Annotated in this window: 22 protein-coding genes and 4 tRNA genes; 17 read left to right on the forward strand and 9 right to left on the reverse strand. The window is 69.4% G+C overall.

Features of this window, described 5'->3' with window-relative positions; genetic code table 11:
* Window positions 1-14: 14 nt before the first annotated feature.
* Complete coding sequence (locus ACWEV3_RS25275; protein ID WP_093265728.1) at window positions 15-458, reverse strand: Lrp/AsnC family transcriptional regulator; 444 nt, start codon at window positions 456-458, stop codon at window positions 15-17.
* A 74-nt stretch (window positions 459-532) separates the two neighbouring features.
* Here ACWEV3_RS25275 and ddaH point away from each other — a divergent pair, with 74 nt between their 5' ends.
* Entirely contained in the window at window positions 533-1,387 is an 855-nt protein-coding gene (ddaH, locus tag ACWEV3_RS25280; protein ID WP_452616300.1) for a dimethylargininase, read from the forward strand.
* A 50-nt stretch (window positions 1,388-1,437) separates the two neighbouring features.
* Here ddaH and ACWEV3_RS25285 read toward each other — a convergent pair whose 3' ends face one another.
* Window positions 1,438-2,349: a YceI family protein gene (locus ACWEV3_RS25285; RefSeq protein ID WP_452616301.1), complete on the reverse strand. Its 912-nt coding sequence runs from the start codon at window positions 2,347-2,349 to the stop codon at window positions 1,438-1,440.
* A 254-nt stretch (window positions 2,350-2,603) separates the two neighbouring features.
* On the opposite strand from ACWEV3_RS25285, the gene htpX reads away from it, so the two are divergent.
* A complete protein-coding gene (gene htpX, locus ACWEV3_RS25290; RefSeq protein WP_452616302.1) occupies window positions 2,604-3,479 on the forward strand; it encodes a zinc metalloprotease HtpX in 876 nt (291 codons plus the stop codon).
* 157 nt (window positions 3,480-3,636) lie between these two features.
* Here the strand turns inward: htpX and rfbA are convergent, their stop codons facing one another.
* The 4 genes from rfbA to ACWEV3_RS25310 all read right to left on the reverse strand — a co-directional run bounded on the left by rfbA (window position 3,637) and on the right by ACWEV3_RS25310 (window position 5,683).
* Complete coding sequence (gene rfbA, locus ACWEV3_RS25295; protein WP_452616303.1) at window positions 3,637-4,518, reverse strand: glucose-1-phosphate thymidylyltransferase RfbA; 882 nt, start codon at window positions 4,516-4,518, stop codon at window positions 3,637-3,639.
* Between the two features lie 20 nt (window positions 4,519-4,538).
* Window positions 4,539-5,030 (reverse strand): YajQ family cyclic di-GMP-binding protein, encoded by a 492-nt coding sequence (locus ACWEV3_RS25300; RefSeq protein WP_132490318.1) that lies wholly within the window; start codon window positions 5,028-5,030, stop codon window positions 4,539-4,541.
* Between the two features lie 190 nt (window positions 5,031-5,220).
* Window positions 5,221-5,302 (reverse strand) — tRNA-Tyr (locus ACWEV3_RS25305).
* A 72-nt stretch (window positions 5,303-5,374) separates the two neighbouring features.
* The gene (locus tag ACWEV3_RS25310; RefSeq protein ID WP_452616304.1) at window positions 5,375-5,683 is read right to left on the reverse strand and encodes a hypothetical protein; all 309 of its coding nucleotides are present in this window, start codon (window positions 5,681-5,683) and stop codon (window positions 5,375-5,377) included.
* A gap of 104 nt (window positions 5,684-5,787) precedes the next feature.
* Here ACWEV3_RS25310 and ACWEV3_RS25315 point away from each other — a divergent pair, with 104 nt between their 5' ends.
* Entirely contained in the window at window positions 5,788-6,045 is a 258-nt protein-coding gene (locus ACWEV3_RS25315) for a hypothetical protein (RefSeq protein WP_452616305.1), read from the forward strand.
* A gap of 33 nt (window positions 6,046-6,078) precedes the next feature.
* On the opposite strand, the gene ACWEV3_RS25320 is transcribed toward ACWEV3_RS25315, so the two are convergent.
* Window positions 6,079-6,498 carry a TIGR03668 family PPOX class F420-dependent oxidoreductase gene (locus ACWEV3_RS25320; protein WP_452616306.1) on the reverse strand — a complete coding sequence of 140 codons (420 nt, stop codon included), beginning with the start codon at window positions 6,496-6,498 and terminating at the stop codon, window positions 6,079-6,081.
* Window positions 6,499-6,526: 28 nt separating this feature from the next.
* On the opposite strand from ACWEV3_RS25320, the gene ACWEV3_RS25325 reads away from it, so the two are divergent.
* The 7 genes from ACWEV3_RS25325 (at window position 6,527) to ACWEV3_RS25355 (ending at window position 12,199) form a co-directional block, all read left to right on the forward strand.
* A complete protein-coding gene (locus ACWEV3_RS25325; RefSeq protein WP_452616307.1) occupies window positions 6,527-7,504 on the forward strand; it encodes an alpha/beta fold hydrolase in 978 nt (325 codons plus the stop codon).
* A 313-nt stretch (window positions 7,505-7,817) separates the two neighbouring features.
* Window positions 7,818-10,451 carry a putative bifunctional diguanylate cyclase/phosphodiesterase gene (locus tag ACWEV3_RS25330; protein WP_452616308.1) on the forward strand — a complete coding sequence of 878 codons (2,634 nt, stop codon included), beginning with the start codon at window positions 7,818-7,820 and terminating at the stop codon, window positions 10,449-10,451.
* Window positions 10,452-10,584: 133 nt separating this feature from the next.
* A tRNA-Thr gene (locus tag ACWEV3_RS25335) sits at window positions 10,585-10,657 on the forward strand.
* Window positions 10,658-10,762: 105 nt separating this feature from the next.
* Window positions 10,763-10,838 (forward strand) — tRNA-Met (locus tag ACWEV3_RS25340).
* A gap of 67 nt (window positions 10,839-10,905) precedes the next feature.
* Window positions 10,906-11,070, forward strand: coding sequence for a 50S ribosomal protein L33 (gene rpmG / locus ACWEV3_RS25345; protein WP_010315521.1), 165 nt, complete (start codon window positions 10,906-10,908; stop codon window positions 11,068-11,070).
* Window positions 11,071-11,168: 98 nt separating this feature from the next.
* Window positions 11,169-11,636: an FAS1-like dehydratase domain-containing protein gene (locus ACWEV3_RS25350; protein ID WP_452616309.1), complete on the forward strand. Its 468-nt coding sequence runs from the start codon at window positions 11,169-11,171 to the stop codon at window positions 11,634-11,636.
* Between the two features lie 137 nt (window positions 11,637-11,773).
* The gene (locus tag ACWEV3_RS25355) at window positions 11,774-12,199 is read left to right on the forward strand and encodes a MaoC family dehydratase (RefSeq protein WP_452616310.1); all 426 of its coding nucleotides are present in this window, start codon (window positions 11,774-11,776) and stop codon (window positions 12,197-12,199) included.
* 60 nt (window positions 12,200-12,259) lie between these two features.
* On the opposite strand, the gene ACWEV3_RS25360 is transcribed toward ACWEV3_RS25355, so the two are convergent.
* Window positions 12,260-13,489, reverse strand: coding sequence for a pyridoxal phosphate-dependent aminotransferase (locus tag ACWEV3_RS25360; RefSeq protein WP_452616311.1), 1,230 nt, complete (start codon window positions 13,487-13,489; stop codon window positions 12,260-12,262).
* 207 nt (window positions 13,490-13,696) lie between these two features.
* Between ACWEV3_RS25360 and ACWEV3_RS25365 the strand changes: the two genes are divergently transcribed.
* The 5 genes from ACWEV3_RS25365 (at window position 13,697) to rplA (ending at window position 16,522) form a co-directional block, all read left to right on the forward strand.
* Window positions 13,697-13,769: transfer RNA gene (locus ACWEV3_RS25365), tRNA-Trp, on the forward strand.
* Between the two features lie 30 nt (window positions 13,770-13,799).
* The gene (gene secE / locus ACWEV3_RS25370) at window positions 13,800-14,210 is read left to right on the forward strand and encodes a preprotein translocase subunit SecE (protein WP_452616312.1); all 411 of its coding nucleotides are present in this window, start codon (window positions 13,800-13,802) and stop codon (window positions 14,208-14,210) included.
* Window positions 14,211-14,292: 82 nt separating this feature from the next.
* Complete coding sequence (gene nusG, locus ACWEV3_RS25375) at window positions 14,293-15,141, forward strand: transcription termination/antitermination protein NusG (protein ID WP_452616313.1); 849 nt, start codon at window positions 14,293-14,295, stop codon at window positions 15,139-15,141.
* A gap of 156 nt (window positions 15,142-15,297) precedes the next feature.
* Window positions 15,298-15,732, forward strand: a complete 435-nt coding sequence (rplK, locus tag ACWEV3_RS25380) for a 50S ribosomal protein L11 (RefSeq protein WP_010315507.1) — start codon at window positions 15,298-15,300, stop codon at window positions 15,730-15,732.
* A gap of 82 nt (window positions 15,733-15,814) precedes the next feature.
* Entirely contained in the window at window positions 15,815-16,522 is a 708-nt protein-coding gene (rplA, locus tag ACWEV3_RS25385) for a 50S ribosomal protein L1 (protein ID WP_132490298.1), read from the forward strand.
* 141 nt (window positions 16,523-16,663) lie between these two features.
* On the opposite strand, the gene ACWEV3_RS25390 is transcribed toward rplA, so the two are convergent.
* On the reverse strand, window positions 16,664-17,491 hold the full coding sequence (locus ACWEV3_RS25390; RefSeq protein ID WP_452616380.1) for a hypothetical protein: 828 nt from the start codon (window positions 17,489-17,491) through the stop codon (window positions 16,664-16,666).
* 318 nt (window positions 17,492-17,809) lie between these two features.
* Between ACWEV3_RS25390 and rplJ the strand changes: the two genes are divergently transcribed.
* Window positions 17,810-18,337 carry a 50S ribosomal protein L10 gene (gene rplJ, locus ACWEV3_RS25395; RefSeq protein WP_132490296.1) on the forward strand — a complete coding sequence of 176 codons (528 nt, stop codon included), beginning with the start codon at window positions 17,810-17,812 and terminating at the stop codon, window positions 18,335-18,337.
* 85 nt (window positions 18,338-18,422) lie between these two features.
* Complete coding sequence (gene rplL / locus ACWEV3_RS25400) at window positions 18,423-18,806, forward strand: 50S ribosomal protein L7/L12 (RefSeq protein ID WP_452616314.1); 384 nt, start codon at window positions 18,423-18,425, stop codon at window positions 18,804-18,806.
* Window positions 18,807-19,032 lie beyond the last annotated feature (226 nt).

Genomic DNA, 19,032 nt, shown 5'->3' on the forward strand with positions numbered 1-19,032 from the left:
CGAGGGCAGTCGCCTCACTCCGGTTGGGGCTGGCGTTCCAGGAGCCGGGAGAGCACCACGGTCGACACCGTCCGGCTCACGAACTCGACCGACCGCAGGCGCTCCATCGCCTCTTCGAGGTGGTGGATGTTCGCCGCTCGCAGGTGCACGATCGCGTCCGCCTGCCCCGACACCGTGTAGGCCGCGACCACTTCCGGCAGCGGTTCCAGGCCGTTGCGGATCCGGTGCGCCGGGACGTTGCCGTCGCAGTGCACCTCCACGAACGCCTCCGTGCCCCAGCCCAGCGCCTCCGGGTCCACGACGGCCGTGAACCCCTGCAGCACGCCCTGGTCCAGCAGCTTGTCCACCCGGCGCTTCACCGCGGGCGCCGACAGGCCGACCTCCGCGCCGATCTCCGCGTAGCTCGCCCGGGCGTCGGCCACCAGGCGCGAAATGATTCGTTGGTCCAAGGCGTCCATACGCAACATTCTGCCGTAAAAAACGAACGTAGCGTTATTGATGGGTGGTCAGGAGAACACTTAGATTTCGATTCATGACGGTTACCGCCGATTCGGCTCTTGAGGCCCTCGCGCCGCCCCAGGCCACCACGCGCCACTACGTGATGTGCGCGCCCGAGTACTTCACCGTCGAGTACTCGATCAACCCGTGGATGGACCCGGGCAAGCCGGTGGACGCCGACCTGGCGATGGTCCAGTGGACGGAGCTGAAGCGCACCTACGAGCGGCTCGGGCACGTCGTCGAGCTGGTCGAGCCGCAGCCGGGCCTGCCCGACATGGTGTTCGCGGCCAACTCGGCGACCGTGATCGACGACCGGGTGCTGGGCGCCCGGTTCCGCGCGCCGCAGCGGGCCGCCGAGGCCGAGCACTTCCGGCGCTGGTTCGTCACCCGCGGCTACCGGAACCTGGTGATGCCCTCGCGGATCAACGAGGCGGAGGGCGATTTCGCCTGGACCGGCCGGGTGCTGCTGGCGGGCAGCGGGTTCCGCACCGATCCGGAAGCGCACGCGGAGGCCCAGGAGGTGCTCGGGGCGCCGGTGGTCTCGCTGCGGCTGGTCGACCCGCGCTACTACCACCTGGACACCGCGCTGTTCGTGCTGGAGCGCGGCGAGCGGGCGCAGATCGCCTACTTCCCGGATGCCTTCTCGCCCGGGTCGCGCCGCGTGCTGGAGCGGATGTTCCCGGACGCCGTGATCGCCGACGCCACCGACGCCGCCTGCCTCGGCCTGAACGGGGTTTCCGACGGGCGGCACGTGGTGCTGCCCGCGGAGGCGACCGGGCTCGCCGCGCGGCTGGCCGCCCGCGGCTACGAGCCGGTCCTGCTGGACATCTCCGAGCTCCGGAAGTCCGGCGGCGGCCCGAAGTGCTGCACGATGGAACTCCACGCCTGAGGGGGCGGGGTGCGAAGGGCGTCGTTGACCTGCAACGACGCCCTTCTTCGTTACTCAGCCAGGACGGCCTGCACGCCGAGCTCGATGCTGATCGTGGGACCGACCACGGCGATGCCCTTCGCCAGGGTGGCCTGCCAGTTCACCGAGTAGTCCTCGCGGCGCAGCGTCGCGGTCGCGTGGCAGGCGACCCGCAGGTCGCCGTCGAAGCCCGGCCCCTGCCACTTCCGCTGGCCCAGGTAGGTGGTTTCCAGCTGCACCGGGCTGCTGGTGCCGCGCAGCGCCAGGCGGCCGCTGATCATCCAGCGGTCGGAGCGCAGGTGCGTGAACCGGTCGCTGGTGAAGGTGATCCGCGGGTGGTTGGCCACGTCGAAGAAGTCCGCCGACCGCAGGTGGTCGTCGCGCATCTTCACGCCGGTCTCGATGCTGGCCGCGTCGATGGCCACCTGGATCCGCGAGTCCTCGAACCGCGGCGCCACCTCCACCACGCCGTCGTATTTCTTGAACATCCCGTGGATCTTGGACATGCCGATGTGCTGGGCGATGAACCGGATCTCGGTGTGGTACGGGTCGAACCGGTAGCGGCCCGGGCGCGGCAGTTCCAGCGAGGCGTCCGGCTCCAGGCGGATGCCGCCGAGCGAGCAGTGCTGGTTGACCCGCACCTCCACGCGGGTGGTGTAGCGGCGGTAGCCGCCCGCGCTGATCGACATCTTGTGGGTGCCAGGCGCGATCGACGTGACGAAGCAGCCGTAGCTGTCGGTGGTGCCGTGCGCGGACCGCTGGTTCAGCCGGTCCAGCAGCGTCACGGTCGCGCCGGGCAGCAGCGAGCCGCTCTCGTCGTGCACCTGGCAGGTCAGCAGGCCGCTGTCGAGCGGCGTCGGGGGGAGGAAGCCGCCGGAGATGCCGGTTCGCGCCGGCGTGCCCTTGCTGGTCGAGTGCCGACGACGCAGCCTGGCGAAGATCATTCAGTGCCCTCTTCTGGTTCTCCGGTCCCCGAACCGGATAAAGGTTGTGATTTCAACTAACTGACCATGGTAAGCCCGCGAGCCCGGTGGTCCGGCTCTCCGGTGACGTTGGCTTCAGCACATCCGCCCAGCGGAACTACGAGTCGCGCCGAGTCGTTTTCTGGGTGACCTTCGGATTACGTGGAAAGGTGTTCTGGGAGGCCATCCATCCCGGTCGGGGAACCGGGACTGGCCCTCGGGCGGAGGCAGGCACGGTGCACAGTCACGTCAACGGTTTGAAGACCGCTCTGCTGCTCGGCGGCATGAGCGCGCTGGTCCTGCTGGTCGGGTCGATCTTCGGCCGGACCGGCCTGGTCATCGCGTTCTTCGTGGCGCTGGGCATGAACGGCTACGCGTACTTCAACTCGGCCAACCTGGCCCTGCGCGCGATGCGCGCCCGGCCGGTGTCGGAGGCCGAGCAACCGGCCATGTACCGGATCGTGCGCGAGCTGGCGACCTCGGCGCGGCAGCCGATGCCCGCGCTGTACATCAGCCCGACGCGAGCGCCCAACGCCTTCGCCACCGGCCGCAACCCGCGCAACGCCGCGGTGTGCTGCACGTCGGGGATCCTCGAACTGCTCAACGAACGCGAGCTGCGCGCGGTGCTCGGCCACGAGCTCTCCCACGTCTACAACCGCGACATCCTGATCTCCAGCGTCGCCGGGGCGCTCGCCAGCGTGGTGACGTTCCTGGCCAACTTCGGGATGTTCTTCGGCATGTTCGGCGGCAACGACGAGAACCGGCCCAACCCGTTCGCGTTGCTGCTGGTGGCGCTGCTGGGCCCGATCGCGGCCGCCGTGGTGCAGATGGCCGTCAGCCGCTCCCGCGAGTACCAGGCCGATGCGTCCGGGGCGCAGCTGACCGGGGATCCGCTGGCGCTGGCGTCGGCGCTGCGCAAGCTGGAGCGCGGTACCCAGCTGGCACCGCTGTCACCGGAGCCCCAGCTGGTGTCCCAGTCGCACCTGATGATCGCGAACCCGTTCCGCCCCGGCGAGCGGCTGGCGAGGCTGTTCTCCACGCACCCGCCGATGGCCGACCGCATCCGCCGCCTGGAAGGCATGGCCGGCCACCAGCTCCCCCCGGCCTGGTGACGCAATTTCAATGGAAATTGCGGAACGGCAACGGCGTGTCGCGCCCCGACACGCAGCAACCTGTGGACAACCTCGGGTTCCTGTGGACAACTTCCGCAATTTCAATGGAAATCGGACCTTCGATTTCCATTGAAATTGCGTGGGAGAAGTGGGCGGGTCAGCCCGGGGCGCCGGAGCGGCGGGCGACGTCCATGACGTACTCGCCGTAGCCCGACTTGGCCAGCTTGGCGCCGAGCTCGAAGCACTCGTCCGCCGAGATGTAGCCCATGCGCAGGGCGATCTCCTCCAAGCAGGCGATCCGCACGCCCTGCCGGTGCTCCAGCACCTGCACGAACTGCGAGGCCTCCACCAGCGAGTCGTGGGTGCCGGTGTCCAGCCAGGCGAAGCCGCGGCCGAGCTGCGTCAGCCGCGCCCGGCCCTCCCGCAGGTAGGCGAGGTTGACGTCGGTGATCTCCAGCTCGCCGCGGACCGACGGCGTCAGCCCCTTGGCGATGCCCACCACGTCGTTGTCGTAGAAGTACAGGCCGGTGATGGCCATGTTGGACTTCGGCTCCGCCGGCTTCTCCACGATCGACACCAGCCGGCCGTCCTCGCCCACCTCGCCGACGCCGTAGCGCTGCGGGTCGCGGACCGGGTAGCCGAACAGGGTGCAACCGTCGAGATCGCGAACGCACTGCTGGAGAACCCGGGAGAAGCCCTGCCCGTAGAAGATGTTGTCGCCGAGCACCAGCGCCACCGGGTCATCGTCGATGAAGTCCGCCCCGATCACGAACGCCTCGGCGAGCCCGTTGGGCTGGGCCTGCTCGGCGTACTCGATGCGGATGCCGAACTGGGAGCCGTCCCCGAGCAGCCGCCGGAACAGCGGCATGTCGGCCGGGGTCGAGATGAGCAGCACTTCCCGGATGCCGGCCAGCATCAGCACCGACAGCGGGTAGTAGATCATCGGTTTGTCGTAGACCGGGAGCAGCTGCTTGGACACGACCTGCGTCAGCGGATGCAGGCGCGTCCCGTTGCCGCCCGCCAGCACGATCCCCTTCACCTGGGTCCTCCAGCGGTGGTTTACCGGAAATTCTCGAACTGGAGCGGGGCGTCGAAATCGCCGGACTTCAGCAGCTGGATCACGGCCTGCAGGTCGTCCTTCTTCTTGCCGGACACCCGCAGCTGCTCGCCCTGGATCTGGGCCTGGACGCCCTTGGGGCCCTCGTCGCGGATCTTCTTGGAGATCTTCTTCGCGACCTCCTGCGAGATGCCCTGCACGACCTTGCCGGTGGCCCGGAAGATCTGACCGGAGCTGGCCGGCTCACCCATGTCCAGCGCCTTCAGCGAGATGCCGCGCTTGATCAGCTTCTCCTTGAAGACCTCGATGGCGGCCTTGCAGCGCTCTTCCGTCTCCGACTCCAGCACCACGCCGTTCTCGCCCGACCACTGGATCTTCGAGCCGGTGCCGCGGAAGTCGAACCGATTGGCGAGTTCCTTTGCCGCCTGGTTCAGCGCGTTGTCCACCTCTTGGTGGTCCACCTTGCTCACCACGTCGAAGGACGGGTTTGCCACGTCACTACCTCCTGTTGAGCCGAAGCAGCGCGAGCTGCGAAGTTCTGCCGCCACACGCTACCGGCCGACGCAGCAGACCGGAGACCGGTCGAGCCGGAGTCGATTCGCGCTCGCCCCCGGCACCGGCCACGAACAGCGCAAACGAAGATGCCCCCGCGACCGGACCGGTCACAGGGGCATCTTCGATGAGTGCCAGGTGGAGGATTCGAACCTCCGAAGGCATTGCCGGCTGATTTACAGTCAGCTCCCTTTGGCCGCTCGGGCAACCTGGCGTGCGCACCAGCATCGCTGGCTTGCGAGGAAATAATACATACCGGCCACCATCGGTATTCCAGGGGGGCCGCTCAGTCCGGCTCGGGGTGGAAGACCAGCGCATCGGCCCGGGCCAGGCCCGCGTCGAGCGCCGCGCGGGCAGTTTCCGGCAGCCCGTCGCGGAAGTCGGGGCCGGCCGCCTTGACGAGCACCATAAGCCGCTTCGCGAGCCCGCGGGCCTGGGTGAGGCGGATCTCCTCGGCCGCCAGCACCTGGCGGGAGTCGGCGATCAGCTTGCGGTAGCGGTGGTTGAGCTCGGCCTGGTCATCGACGACGTCCAGCGCGCTCGCCAGATCTGCGAGTTCCGCCGTGCTGACCAGGACGAAGTACGGATCGGGCACGAATCCGCAGCCTAGTTGACCCGCGCCCGCCGGTCGCCGGGCGCGGCTTGGCGTCTTCTCGGCAGCACCGGCCGACGCCGCCGCGACCGGGCTAACCTGGGCGGATGGCCATAGATCGAGCAGGTCGGGCGAAGCGGCGGCAGGAGCAGCGCGCCGCGGCGCCGCCCACCCCGGCGCCGCCCGAGGAGCAGCGCCGGACCGCCTCGGCGGCGTTGGGCGTCGAGGGCCTGTTCAGCGCGGGGGCCAGGCATCAGCTGGAGCAGCTCGCCTGGGTGGAGGTCGTCAAGGAGGACGACCGGGAGGCGGGCGGCCCGCTCGATCTCGACTCGGACGTCGTCCACCTGGAGCGGAAGAGCGGGTAAGAACCCCCGCGACCAGCACAGAATGGTGGTCTGTCAAGGCTGTTCGGCCGACCAGGCGCTCCACCGCGTCACCCGGATCACGATCAACGTGCCCGTCGGCGGGTGCTCCCGGTACTGCGGGTACTTCTCCACGAGCGCCGCGACGAGGTCCGGGCGCGCCGCGCTGCCGGTCTGCTCCGCCTCGCCGTCGGCGCGCGCCCACCACAGGCGGGACCAGTCGTCCTCGTAGTGGTCGGCGAGCAGCGCCACCTGCGGGTTCGCGGCGATGTTGCGCAGCCGCCTGAGGTTCGTGGTCCGCTTCGGCTTGTGGTCCACTGCGGTGACGATCACATCCCCGCGGATCGCGAAGGTGATCGGCACCAGGTGCGGTCGTCCCAGCTCATCGGCGCTGGCCAGGCGTGCCTCCCGTGCCCGCGCGAACCAGCTCCGTGCCTGCTGTTGGCTGATGCGCATCGTCCGGTCCGGTCCGTATGTTCGGAGTGTGCCTTCGGCTCCATCCACCCCAGGGTCCGCCACCGTCGTCGGCCCCGGCTACCGCGACCAGCAGTACTGGCTCCGCTACCAGGACTTCTTCCCCGGTGCGCTCCGCGTCACCGCCGAGAACGCCCCGGCCGAGCAGTGGTGGCCGTGGCGCGGCACGACGGTCCACCTCGACCGCGTCGCGCGCCCGAGCGCCCCGACCAAGCTGATCGCGTTGCACGGAGTCGGCACCTATGGCCGCATGCTCGCCCCGTACGGGCGGCTGCCGTCGCTGGCGGACTTCGAATTCATCGCCCCCGACCTGCCCGGCTTCGGCCTGACCGGCGCCTCCCGGCGCGCGATCACCTACCGGGACTGGGTTTCCTGCGTGCTCGACCTGGTCGAGGCCGAGCGGGCCCGCGACGAGCGGCCGATCGTGCTGCTCGGCGTCAGCACCGGCGGCCGGCTCGCCTACGACGTCGCCGCGCAGGCCGGCGGCGCGGTGGCCGGCGTGATCGCGACCTGCCTGGCCGACCCGCAGCGCGACGACGTCCGGCGGCGGCTCGCGGCCCGGCCGGAGATGGCCCAGTGGGCGGGGCTGCTGACACTGGTCCCGAAGCCGCTCGCGGCGGCGCGGGTGCCGGTGCACTGGCTGACGAACATCGCCGCGGCGTCCAACCACGGCCAGTTCGCCAACCTGGTGTGGGCCGACGAGATCGGCGGCGGCAGCTGGCTCGCGCTCGGCTTCGCCCGCAGCTGCCTGGCCACTCCGCCCGCGGTGGCGCCCGAGGACTACGCTGGGCCGCCGCTGCTGCTGGCGCACCCCGACGACGACCGGTGGACGCCGCTGCTGCTGTCCCGCCAGTTCTTCGACCGGATCGCCGGGCCCACCCGCTTCGCGACGCTCAGCGGCGCCGGCCATCTCCCGGTGGAGGAGTCGGGGCTGGCGGATCTCGACCGCGCGGTCCGGGATTTCCTCGACGAGTTCGGACTGCAGTAGTAACCGTCCGTTCTCGCCGGTCGCGTACGGTATTCGGCCCGATCGGTTGCTGCGGCGAGCATCACAAATCTCCGGGGTGCGCCTCGCCGCACCCGCCGGACCGCGGCGCCCGGCGGTCGTTGTGAAATCTTTGCTGGTCAACTCCCGATGCTGTGCAAGGATGTCGCCGCGAACCACCCGCATCAACGCAGATGCGTGCGTCCGGCAGATGCGACGGGGACCATTGGCCCCTGGCCTTCCGCGCGGTCGTGCGTCACGATTTGCCACGGCATTCGTGTGGTGCGCACGCGCCGCCGGCTTGGGAGGAGCGTGGATGATCGAGCGTCACCGCTCCCTCGGTCCGCAATCCAGCCTGGAATCCGCCCGCCCGCCGGTGCGCGCCGAGGTGGATCCGGTCCGGCGCCGGATGTTCACCGGGTTCTCGTTCGTGGTCCTCGCCGCCGGCCTCCTCGCGTCCGCCGCGACCTCGGCCTGGCTGCCCTTCCACTACCGCTCGGACCTGCTGTTCATCGGACCGCTGCTGGCCATGGGCTTCCTGCTGGCCGAGCAACTGACCATCGACGTCGACGTGAAGCGGGTCGGCTGGACCATCTCGTTCACCGAGATCCCGCTGATCCTCGGGCTGCTGACGGTGCCGTTCGAGGTGGTGCTCGCGGCCAACCTGCTGGCCGGGCTCGGCGCGCAGGTCGGCCGTCGCGCGGCCACCCACGTCGTCTACAACGCGGGCGTGCTGTGCCTGGAGATCGCGGTGCCGTTCGCGGTGGCCAACGCGGTCAACCTGGCGCTGGTCGACGTGGCCCCGGCCTGGTTCGGCCCGGTCGTCGGCACCCTGACGTCGCCGCTGATCAGCTGCGCCTTCGCGCTCGCCGCGCTGCACGTGCTGGGCGGCGCGATGCGGGTGTCCGCCGGTGTGCGGCTCGCGGTGAACACGCTGGCCGTGGGCCTGCTCAACACCTCGGTCGGCCTGGTCGGCTACGAGGTCTCGATCAGCACGCCGTGGGGCTGGCTGCTGGTGGCGCTGGTCGCGGTGGCCGTGATCGGCCTGTACCGCGCCTACTCCGGCCTGCTGCGCGAGCAGCGCGACCTGGAGGCGCTCAGCGATGTCAGCCTGAGCGTGGCCCGCTCCGGGCAGACCGCCGCGCACGGCCCTTCGGACGCCGTGGCCGGCGAGCCGGAGGTGTCGGTCAGCGAGTGGGAGCCGGTCGCGGAGCGGATCCGGGAGCAGCTGAACGCGACCCGCGTGGTGCTGCGGCTGCGGCTGGACCCCAGCGGCGAGGTCAGCACGCTGGTCGCGGGGGAGTCGCTGCCGGAGATGGCGCAGCAAGCCGCGCCCTCGGCGCTGCGCGACGATCCGCTGCTCCAGCTGCCGGGCAGCCACGTGCGTTCCTTCCGGACGCTCGAAGCGCCCGAAGAGGTGCGGCGCGCGCTGCGCCAGCGCGGCGCTTATGAGGCGCTCGTGGTGCCGCTGCGCGGCGCGAGCCAGTTGCTCGGGGCGGTCGAGGTGCACGACCGGGTCAGCCGGTGGCGCGGCTTCGGCCGGGCCGACGTGCGACTGCTGCACACCCTGGCCAGCCACCTCGCGACCGCGATGGACAACCGCCGCCTGCTCGCGCGGCTGCGGCACGACGCCTACCACGATCCGCTGACCGGCCTGCTCAACCGGACCGGCTTCCGCGAGATGGCCGCCGAGGAGCTGCGCAACGGGCGCACCGCGGTCGTGCTGCGGATGGACCTCGACGTGCTCACCACCGTCAGCGAGGCCCTCGGCTACACCTGGGGCGACCGGATGATCGTCGCCGCCGGGCGCCGGATGCGCGACGAACTCGGCGAGGCACCGCTGGCCAGGCTCGAAGCGAACTCCTTCGCGGTGCTGCTGCTGGACCACAGCGAGGCCCAGGCGCACGAGTTCGCCCAGCACCTGCGCGAGGTGATCGGCAAGCCGTACCCGCTGGACCGGATCGTCGTGGAGGCCGCGGGCGTCGCCGGGTACGCCTCGTCCGCACCGGCCGACGGCGAGTGCGAGACCGACATCGACACCCTCCTGCAGCGCTCCGACGTCGCGGTCCGGGCGGCCCGCAACGGCGAGGACGGGGTGCGCGGCTACGCCCCCGCGATGGGCCAGGTCTTCCTGCGCCGCTTCCAGCTGGTCACCCAGTTCCGGCAGGCGCTGGACACCGGCCAGGTCGAGGTGCACTACCAGCCGAAGGTCGCGCTGCCCGAACGCCAGGTGGTGGGCGCCGAAGCCCTCGTGCGCTGGTCGCACCCCGAGTACGGGCGGCTGGACCCGGACGAGTTCGTGCCGCTGGTGGAGGCGACCGGGCTGGTCGACGCGCTCACCGCGTTCGTCATGGAGTGCGCGCTGGTCAAGATCCGGCAGTGGCTGGATCGCGGCCTGCGGATGTCGGTGGCGGTGAACCTGTCGGTGCGCAACCTCGCCGACGAGACCTTCCCGGACCGGGTCGGCGAGGCGTTGCTGCGCCACGACATCCCGCCGGAGCTGCTCACCTTCGAGCTGACCGAGTCCAGCGTGATGGCCGACCCCGAGCGCTCGCTGCCGCTGCTGCGGAGGCTGCACGCGATGGGCGTGGTGCTGGCGGTGGACGACTTCGGCACCGGCTACTCGTCGCTGGCCTACCTGCGGCAGCTGCCGGTCGACGAGGTGAAGATCGACAAGAGCTTCGTGCTCGGCATGGGCACCGATCTCGGCGACATGGCGGTGGTGCGCTCCATCGTCGAGCTCGGGCACTCGCTGGACCTCGCGGTGGTCGCCGAGGGCGTCGAGGACGACGCCGCCCGCGATCAGCTGGTGGAGATGGGCTGCGACGTCGCCCAGGGCTACCTGATCTCGCGCCCGCTCTCGGAGGAGCGGTTCGAGGCGTGGCTGCAGGCCCGCACCAAGCGCGGCCGGGGCGCCCGGTCCGAGACCGTCCTCACACTCCTGCACTGAGCCCGGTTTTCGCGCCCATGCGCCGCCTGCGGGTTGAAAACACCGTCGTGACCTGCGTTTTCGCAAAAAGGTACCCCCCTGTTTCGAGGGGGTCCGGGTGGTGTGTAAAGTTCTAGACGTTCCGCAAGGAAACGCCCCAATAGCTCAGTCGGCAGAGCGTCTCCATGGTAAGGAGAAGGTCTACGGTTCGATTCCGTATTGGGGCTCGAAAGACAGCTGCGGTACTCGGTAAACTGGGTGCTGTGGCTGTTTTGCATGGGATATCCTGCGTCGGCTGAGGCGCGAGGTGCGTGCACCGAAGGTCCCAGCATGGCGGTGTAGCTCAGTCGGTAGAGCAAGCGGCTCATAATCGCTGTGTCGCCGGTTCAAGTCCGGCCACCGCTACCAGTCACGGGTTCGCACGGATCTACGGCGAACCGTTCCGGATTTACGACCGAGAGAGAAAGGCACCCCCGTGGCCGCCACCGACGTCCGACCCAAGATCACGCTGGCGTGCGAGGAGTGCAAGCACCGCAACTACATCACCAACAAGAACCGGCGCAACGACCCGGACCGCTTGGAGATGAAGAAGTTCTGCCCGAACTGCGGTACGCACAAGCTGCACAAGGAAACCCGCTGATCGAGCGGTTCCAACCCCGGCTTCAGCGAGAGCCCGCCCCCGGTATCCGGGGGCGGGCTCTCGTCGTTGTGCCCAGGTGTGCCGGGTAGCCTGCGGGCGTGCCGCTTGACCAGTCATTCATCGGGCGTGAGTACCCGCCAACGGCCGCCTACGAGGTGGGCCGGGAGAAGATCCGCGAGTTCGCCGCGGCCATCAAGGACGACTCGCCGCTGTACCGCGACGTCGACGCCGCCAAGGCCGCCGGATACCCGGACGTGATCGCGCCGCCGACGTTCGCGGTGATCCTCTCCATGGGTGCCCACGACGCGATCGTCGAGGACCCGCAGCTCGGCCTGGACTACAGCCGCGTGGTGCACGGCCAGCAGGACTTCACCCACCACCGGCCGATCCGGGCGGGCGACCGCCTCGTCACCGTGGTGCACGTGGACGACATCAAGACCCGCGCGGGCAACGACTTCCTGACGGTGCGCGCCGAGATCGGCACCGTCGACGGCGAGCCGGTGTGCACCGCGAAGTCGATGCTGGTGGCCCGCGGCGCGGCCGAATCGGAGGGGGAGGGCGCATGAGCAGCCCTGCGTCAACCTCAGTCCTTCTCAACCGCACCTCAGGGGACCGTGACGCAACCCAGCCACGAGAAACCGCGAAACGCGGGATTGATCCCGCACGCAACCACCACTGTGAAACGCGGAGAGGCGGAACTGTCATGAGCGTGCGGATGTCCGAGGTCGCCGTCGGCGACCAGCTGCCGGTGCTGAGCGTGCCGCTCACCCGTGCCGATCTGGTCCGCTACGCCGGGGCGTCCGGCGACTTCAACCCGATTCACTGGAACGAGCGGGTCGCGACCGAGGTCGGCCTGCCCGACGTGATCGCCCACGGGATGCTCACGATGGCCGTCGCCGGCCGCCTGGTCAGCGAGTGGACGGGCGACCCGGGCGCGATCGTGCACTACGGCGTGCGGTTCACCCGGCCGGTGGTGGTCCCCGACGACGGAACCGGGGCGCTGGTCGAGCTGTCCGGCAAGGTCGCGAAGAAGAACGACGACGGCACGGTGAAGGTCAGCATCACGGCCCGCAGCGCTGACCAGGGCGTCCTCGGCGGTGCCAGCGCCACCGTCCGCCTCCCGGAGTAGTGAGAACGCGAAAGGCGCCCCCGGCCGAGCCGCCGGGGGCGCCTTTCGCGTGTTGCGGGGCTACTTGGCTTCGCCGAGGAGTTCCGCCATCCGGGTCACGCCGGTGACGAGGTCCTCGTCACCGAGGGCGTAGGACAGGCGGAAGTAGCCCGGGGTGCCGAAGGCCTCGCCCGGGACCACCGCGACCTCCGCCTGCTCCAGGACCAGGCTCGCCAGCTCCACGCTGGTCTCCGAGCGGACACCGCGGATCTCCTTGCCCAGCAGGCCCTTGACCGACGGGTACGCGTAGAACGCGCCCTGCGGCTCCGGGCAGCTGACGCCGGGGATCGCCGAGAGCAGCTCGACGATCTTGCGGCGGCGGCGGTCGAACGCCGAGCGCATCTCCGCGACGGCGTCCAGGGAGCCGCTGACGGCCTCCAGAGCGGCCCGCTGCGAGACGTTGGCGACGTTGGACGACAGGTGCGACTGCAGGTTCCCGGCCGCCTTGATGACGTCCTGCGGGCCGATCATCCAGCCCACCCGCCAGCCGGTCATGGCGTAGGTCTTGGCGACGCCGTTGAGCACCACGCAGGTGTCCGCGAGCTCCGGGACCACGGCGGGCATCGACACGTGCCGGGCGTCGCCGTAGACCAGGTGCTCGTAGATCTCGTCGGTGACCACCCAGATGCCGTGCTCGACCGCCCAGCGGCCGATCGCCTCGACCTGCTCCGGCGGGTAGATCGCGCCGGTCGGGTTGGACGGCGAGTTGAACAGCAGCACCTTGGTGCGCGGCGTCCGCGCGGCCTCCAGCTGCTCGACGGAAACCAGGTAGCCGGTCGACTCGTCGGCGGGCACCACCACCGGAACTCCACCCGGCAGGGTGATCGCCTCCGGGTAGGTGGTCCAGTACGGGGCGGGCAGCAGGACCTCGTCGCCCGGGTCGAGCAGCGTCTGGAACGCCTGGTAGACGGCCTGCTTGCCGCCGTTGGTCACCAGCACCTGACTGGCCTGCACGGTGTAGGCGGAGTCCCGCAGCGTCTTCGCGGCGATGGCCTCGCGCAGCTCCGGCAGGCCGGCCGCCGGGCTGTAGCGGTGGTTCTTCGGGTCGGAGCAGGCGGCGATGGCGGCATCCACGATCGGCTGCGGCGTCGGGAAGTCCGGCTCGCCGGCGCCGAACCCGATCACCGGCCGGCCGGCCGCCTTGAGCGCCTTCGCCTTGGCGTCCACGGCCAGCGTGGCGGACTCGCTGATCCCGCCGATCCGCGCGGACACCCGCGCCCTGGTCTCTTGGTCTGTCTGAGGTGCGGCCATGCTTGCATCCTGACAGACGCGGCGTGTCGTCGAACACGCTCCCCACCTGCGGCGGAGTTGTTCATGACCCGGCTCAGGGGGTGCCGTTGGAGCAAGGTCGTCGGCGTGCCGTACACTTTCGAACCTGGGATGCCTGAACACCATGGAACTCCGGTTCCATGGCCGGTGCGGGGCGTCCCGAAGTGCGGTCGAGCTCCAGGGCCGCAAAGGGGTGTAGCTCAATTGGCAGAGCAGCGGTCTCCAAAACCGCAGGTTGCAGGTTCAAGTCCTGTCACCCCTGCGTCGATGCGACGGTGAGCGGAGGATGGGCGTGAGCGAGGACCGCGAGCAGGAGCAGGACGGAGCGCGCGAAGACGCAGCCCGTCCGTCCAGCGCCGCGGCGCGGCGCGAGCGCCGTGCCTCCGCCCGTCCGGCCGGTCGTAAGGGCCGGTCCGGTGAGTCGGGTTCGGCCGGAGCGAACTCGGCGCGCACAACTGAGTCGAAGGGTCGGCCGACCCCGTCGCGGGATGGCCGGCAGGGTCGGGTTTCGCTGTTCCGGAAGATCGGACGCTTCCTGCGCGAGGTCGTCGCCGAACTGCGCAAGGTCATCTGGCCGACGCGCAAGGCGCTGGCGACCTACACCCTCGTGGTGCTGGTCTTCGTCAGCATCATGGTGGCGTTCGTCGCCGGCGTGGACGTGCTCTTCGCCAAGGGAGTGGGCTGGCTGTTCGGCTCAGGCTGAACGGCTGCGGGCCCGCCCTAGGTGGTGCCGGCGGCGGAACGACGACCCGGCACGCAACGCACGAGAGGAAGCGAGACCGACTGTGACCTCCCACGAGGGCCAGGAATCCACCGGCCTCACCGACGAGCAGGTGCAGCCCGAGGCCGCGGAGGCCGAGGCGACCGCCGACTCGGTCGACGCAGTCGAATCCGCGGACAGCGCCGACTCCGGCGAGGACATCGACTCGGCCGACCAGGCCGAGGAGTCGGCCGAGGACGCCGACGAAACCGGTGAGGAAGGCGAAACCGGCGAGGAAGCGGCCGCCGAAGAAGTGGCCGCCGAAGCGGACCCGGTCGAGGAGCTGCGCGCGGCGCTGCGGCGCGCACCCGGCGACTGGTACGTCGTGCACTCCTACGCGGGCTACGAGAACAAGGTCAAGACCAACCTCGAAACGCGGGCCCAGACGCTCGACGTCGAGGACTTCATCTTCCAGGTCGAGGTGCCGACCGAAGAGGTCACCGAGATCAAGAACGGCCAGCGCAAGCTGGTGCAGCGCAAGGTGCTGCCCGGCTACATCCTGGTCCGGATGGAGCTCAACGACGCGTCCTGGAGCGCGGTGCGCAACACGCCGGGCGTCACCGGCTTCGTCGGCGCCACCTCCAAGCCGTCGCCGCTGACCATCGACGACGTGCTGAAGTTCCTGGCGCCGCAGGTCGAGGAGAAGAAGGCCGAGCCGGGCAAGAAGGCCGCCGCTTCGGCCGCCGCCAAGCCCTCGGTCGAGGTCGACTTCGAGGTCGGCGAGTCCGTCACCGTCATGGACGGGCCGTTCGCGACCCTGCCCGCGACGATCAACGAGGTCAACCCGGACGCCCAGAAGCTCAAGGTGCTGGTGTCGATCTTCGGCCGCGAAACGCCGGTTGAGCTTTCGTTCAGCCAGGTTTCCAAGATCTGACCGTTCTCCCGCGGTGCGGGAGTGCGGCGGCTGCGCGCGGATCTGGCAGGACCCGTGCGCAGAACCGGGCGAAGCCACCGTTTCGTGGTCTCGCCGATTCGGCTCCGCCACTAGGCGGGGCCGGGCAACCGGATAGCGAAGACACAGGAAGCAAACATGCCGCCCAAGAAGAAGAAGCTCGCAGCGATCATCAAGCTGCAGATCCAGGCCGGCCAGGCCAACCCGGCCCCGCCGGTCGGCCCGGCGCTGGGTCAGCACGGCGTCAACATCATGGAGTTCTGCAAGGCCTACAACGCCGCCACGGAGAACCAGCGTGGCAACGTCGTGCCGGTCGAGATCTCCGTGTTCGAAGACCGCTCCTTCAGCTTCGCGCTGAAGACCCCGCCGGCGGCCAAGCTGCTGCTCAAGGCGGCGGGCGTGGCCAAGGGCAGCGGCGAGCCGCACAAGACCAAGGTCGGCAAGGTCTCCATGGACCAGGTCCGCGAGATCGCGCAGACCAAGATGGCCGACCTCAACGCCAACGACATCGACCAGGCCGCCAAGATCATCGCCGGCACCGCCCGGTCGATGGGCCTGACGGTCGAGGGCTGACCCAGCCGGACGGCTGGCAGTGTGGGAGGGCTCCAGCGCAGCCCGACCAACCACAACTGATCCACCTGCGATAGGGACAGAAATGGCAAAGCGCAGCAAGGCATATCAGCAGGCGGCCGAGCTGATCGATCGCGCGCGGCTGTACGCGCCGACGGAGGCCGCCGAGCTGGCCAAGAAGACCGCCAAGGTCAAGTACGACGCCACCGTCGAGGTGGCGCTGCGGCTGGGCGTCGACCCCCGCAAGGCAGACCAGATGGTCCGCGGCACCGTGAACCTGCCGCACGGCACTGGTAAGACTGCCCGCGTCATCGTGTTCGCCGTCGGGGACAAGGCCGCCGAGGCCGAGGCCGCCGGTGCGGACGCGGTTGGTTCCGAGGACCTGATCGAGCGCATTCAGGGCGGCTGGCTCGATTTCGACGCGGCGATCGCCACCCCGGACCAGATGGCCAAGGTCGGCAAGATCGCTCGGGTGCTCGGCCCGCGCGGCCTGATGCCGAACCCGAAGACCGGCACCGTCACTCCGAACGTCACCAAGGCGATCACGGAGATCAAGGGCGGCAAGATCAACTTCCGCGTCGACAAGCAGGCCAACCTGCACTTCATCATCGGCAAGGCGTCGTTCGACACCGAGAAGCTGGTGGAGAACTACGCGGCTGCGCTGGACGAGATCCTGCGCGCGAAGCCGTCGGCGTCGAAGGGCCGGTACCTGAAGAAGGTCACCTTCACGACCACGATGGGCCCGGGCATCCCGGTCGACCCGAACGCGACCCGGATCACGGCCTCGGCCTGATCCCGGAGTTCCGCTGAAAGGGCGGGCCACCCCACCAGGGGCGGCTCGCCCTTTCGCTATCCAAGCTTCGTTTTAGCTGGTCAGGTGCCGTGAGCGTGTTGGGGCGCCATAGCACCCCAAAACGCTCACGGGTGGAGCTCCTCAGTCGCCGCAGCTGGGCGTTTGGAGGGCGTAGGCGCTGATCGCCCAGCCGCCGTCCGGCTGTTGCGTGAGCTTGAAGCTGCCGAGGCGCGGGCCGCCGGTGACCTGCATTCGGCAGCCGAGGACCTGGGCGTCCGGTCCGGCGATGTTGACCGCGTTTTCGCCGAACGACGGGTTGGCGTACGTGCCGGGGATGGTGATCTGGTCATGCAGCCGGCGTGCCGCGGTGGCGCAGTCCGGGGCTTGGTGGGCGGCGGCGAAGCCGGACTTGGCCGAGGCTTCGAAATATGCGCACGCAACCGTTGGATCGTCTCCGCGCAGCAAGTTGTAGACGTCGAGCACTGCTTCCGCCGGGGTCCTCGCCTTCATCGGCGCCGAATCGGGAGGTGCGCCGGTGTTGGTGCTGCCGTTGTCGCTTCCGGTGCTGCCGAACCAGGACGTCATCACGCTGTTGTACAGGTAGTTGAGCAGCAGGAGCGCCAGCAGCAGGTAGATCAGGCGGCGGACCAGCTTGTAGCGCAGGAGGCCCAGGGCCCGCTTCCACCAGGCCTTCTTCGGCGTCGTGGGAGTCGCCGCCGGGGGCGCCGCGGGCGGTGGGACCGCTACTTCCCCGTCCTGGGACCGCTGCCATTCGCGGAACTTCTGGAACTCCAGGAATTGCTGGTACTGGCGGAACTCCGCGTCGTCCGCCGGCTGCTGCGGGCGGGCCGGTGCGTCGGCCTCGACGACCTCGCTGTCCACCACCTCGGCGTCGACGACCTCCGCGGTGCGCGGTTTCTCCGGCAGGTTCGGGCGGGGCGACTCGTGCTGATCAGCCACGCACCACATGATGCCCGGCCGTCGCGTCCAGGTCACGACCGGTGACCGCCGGAAAGCAGGACCGGGGGTGGTTGGTGGGCCCCGGGGCGGGTCGCGTACGCTGGTCGAGGTTCCACCCAAGACCGCTGGTCTTCTCCGTGCCCCGCCAGGGGTGGGGAGAACGAAGGTCCCGTGAGATGCGGGCGGCCCGCGCAGGAGGGACGAGGCTATCCGTGCGCGCGCTGCGCGCCCATGATCTTGACGCCCCGTGCTTCCCTGCGCCGGGGCGTTTTGTCGTCTCAGGACCGACTGGATGCGGATCACAGTCGGAAATAGAGAGGAGGCGACATGGCGAAGCCCGACAAGGTTGATGCGGTCACCGAGATCGCGGACAAGTTCAGCAACTCGACCGCTGCGGTCGTGACCGAGTACCGCGGGCTGTCCATGGCGCAGCTGTCTGAGCTGCGTCGTGCCCTCGGTGCGGGCACCTCGTACCGTGTCGCGAAGAACACGCTGGTCAAGCGTGCCGCCGAGCAGTCCGGCGTCGAGGGCCTCGACGACCTGTTCGTCGGCCCGACCGCGATCGCCTTCGTCGAGGGCGAGCCGGTCGACGCGGCCAAGGCTCTGCGTGAATTCGCCAAGGACAACAAGGCCCTGGTGATCAAGGGCGGTTACATGGACGGCCGCGCGCTGTCCGTGTCCGAGGTCGAGGGCATTGCCGACCTCGACTCCCGCGAGGTCACCCTGGCCAAGCTGGCCGGTGCCATGAAGGCCAAGATGGGCCAGGCCGCCGCGCTGTTCGCCGCGCCGGCGTCCCAGGTGGCTCGGTTGGCCGCCGCTCTGCAGGAGAAGAAGAGCGGCGAAGCCGACGCCTGAGTCCCTTCGGGCGCAGTTGTCGGTTGCAAGAACTCCCCACCCGGGCACTCCCGTTCCCGGGCACTGAACTGAAAGGAACGCCGCCGTGGCGAAGCTGAGCAACGATGAGCTGTTGGACGTCTTCAAGGAGATGACCCTCCTGGAGCTGTCGGAGTTCGTGAAGCAGTTCGAGGAGACCTTCGACGTCACCGCCGCCGCCCCGGCCGCCGTCGTGGCGGGCCCGGCCGGCGCCGCTGCCCCGGCCGCCGAGGAGCAGGACGAGTTCGACGTCATCCTCGAGGGTGCTGGCGACAAGAAGATCCAGGTCATCAAGGTCGTCCGTGAGATCGTCTCCGGCCTGGGCCTGAAGGAGGCCAAGGAGCTGGTCGAGGGCGCTCCGAAGCCGATCCTGGAGAAGGTCGAGAAGGAGAAGGCCGAAGAGGTCAAGGCCAAGCTGGAAGAGGCCGGCGCTTCGGTCTCCGTCAAGTGAGCATCTGACTGACGGTAAAAGGGCGAGTACTCGCGGTTGCGAGTACTCGCCCTTTTTGCTGTCCGGGAAAGAAGAATCGCTTTTACCGGACAAATCCTGTGGTTTCCCGAATCGAAGTGAACTGGCGAGTAACCCGTTCGCGTCAGGCTCGTTGCATAGGTGTGACGCCGATGACCTTCGTTAAGCGCGTCACATGTGCCAGGCTGCCTCACCGGGGTTACCCCCG

This window comes from Saccharopolyspora sp. NPDC003752, assembly GCF_053605825.1.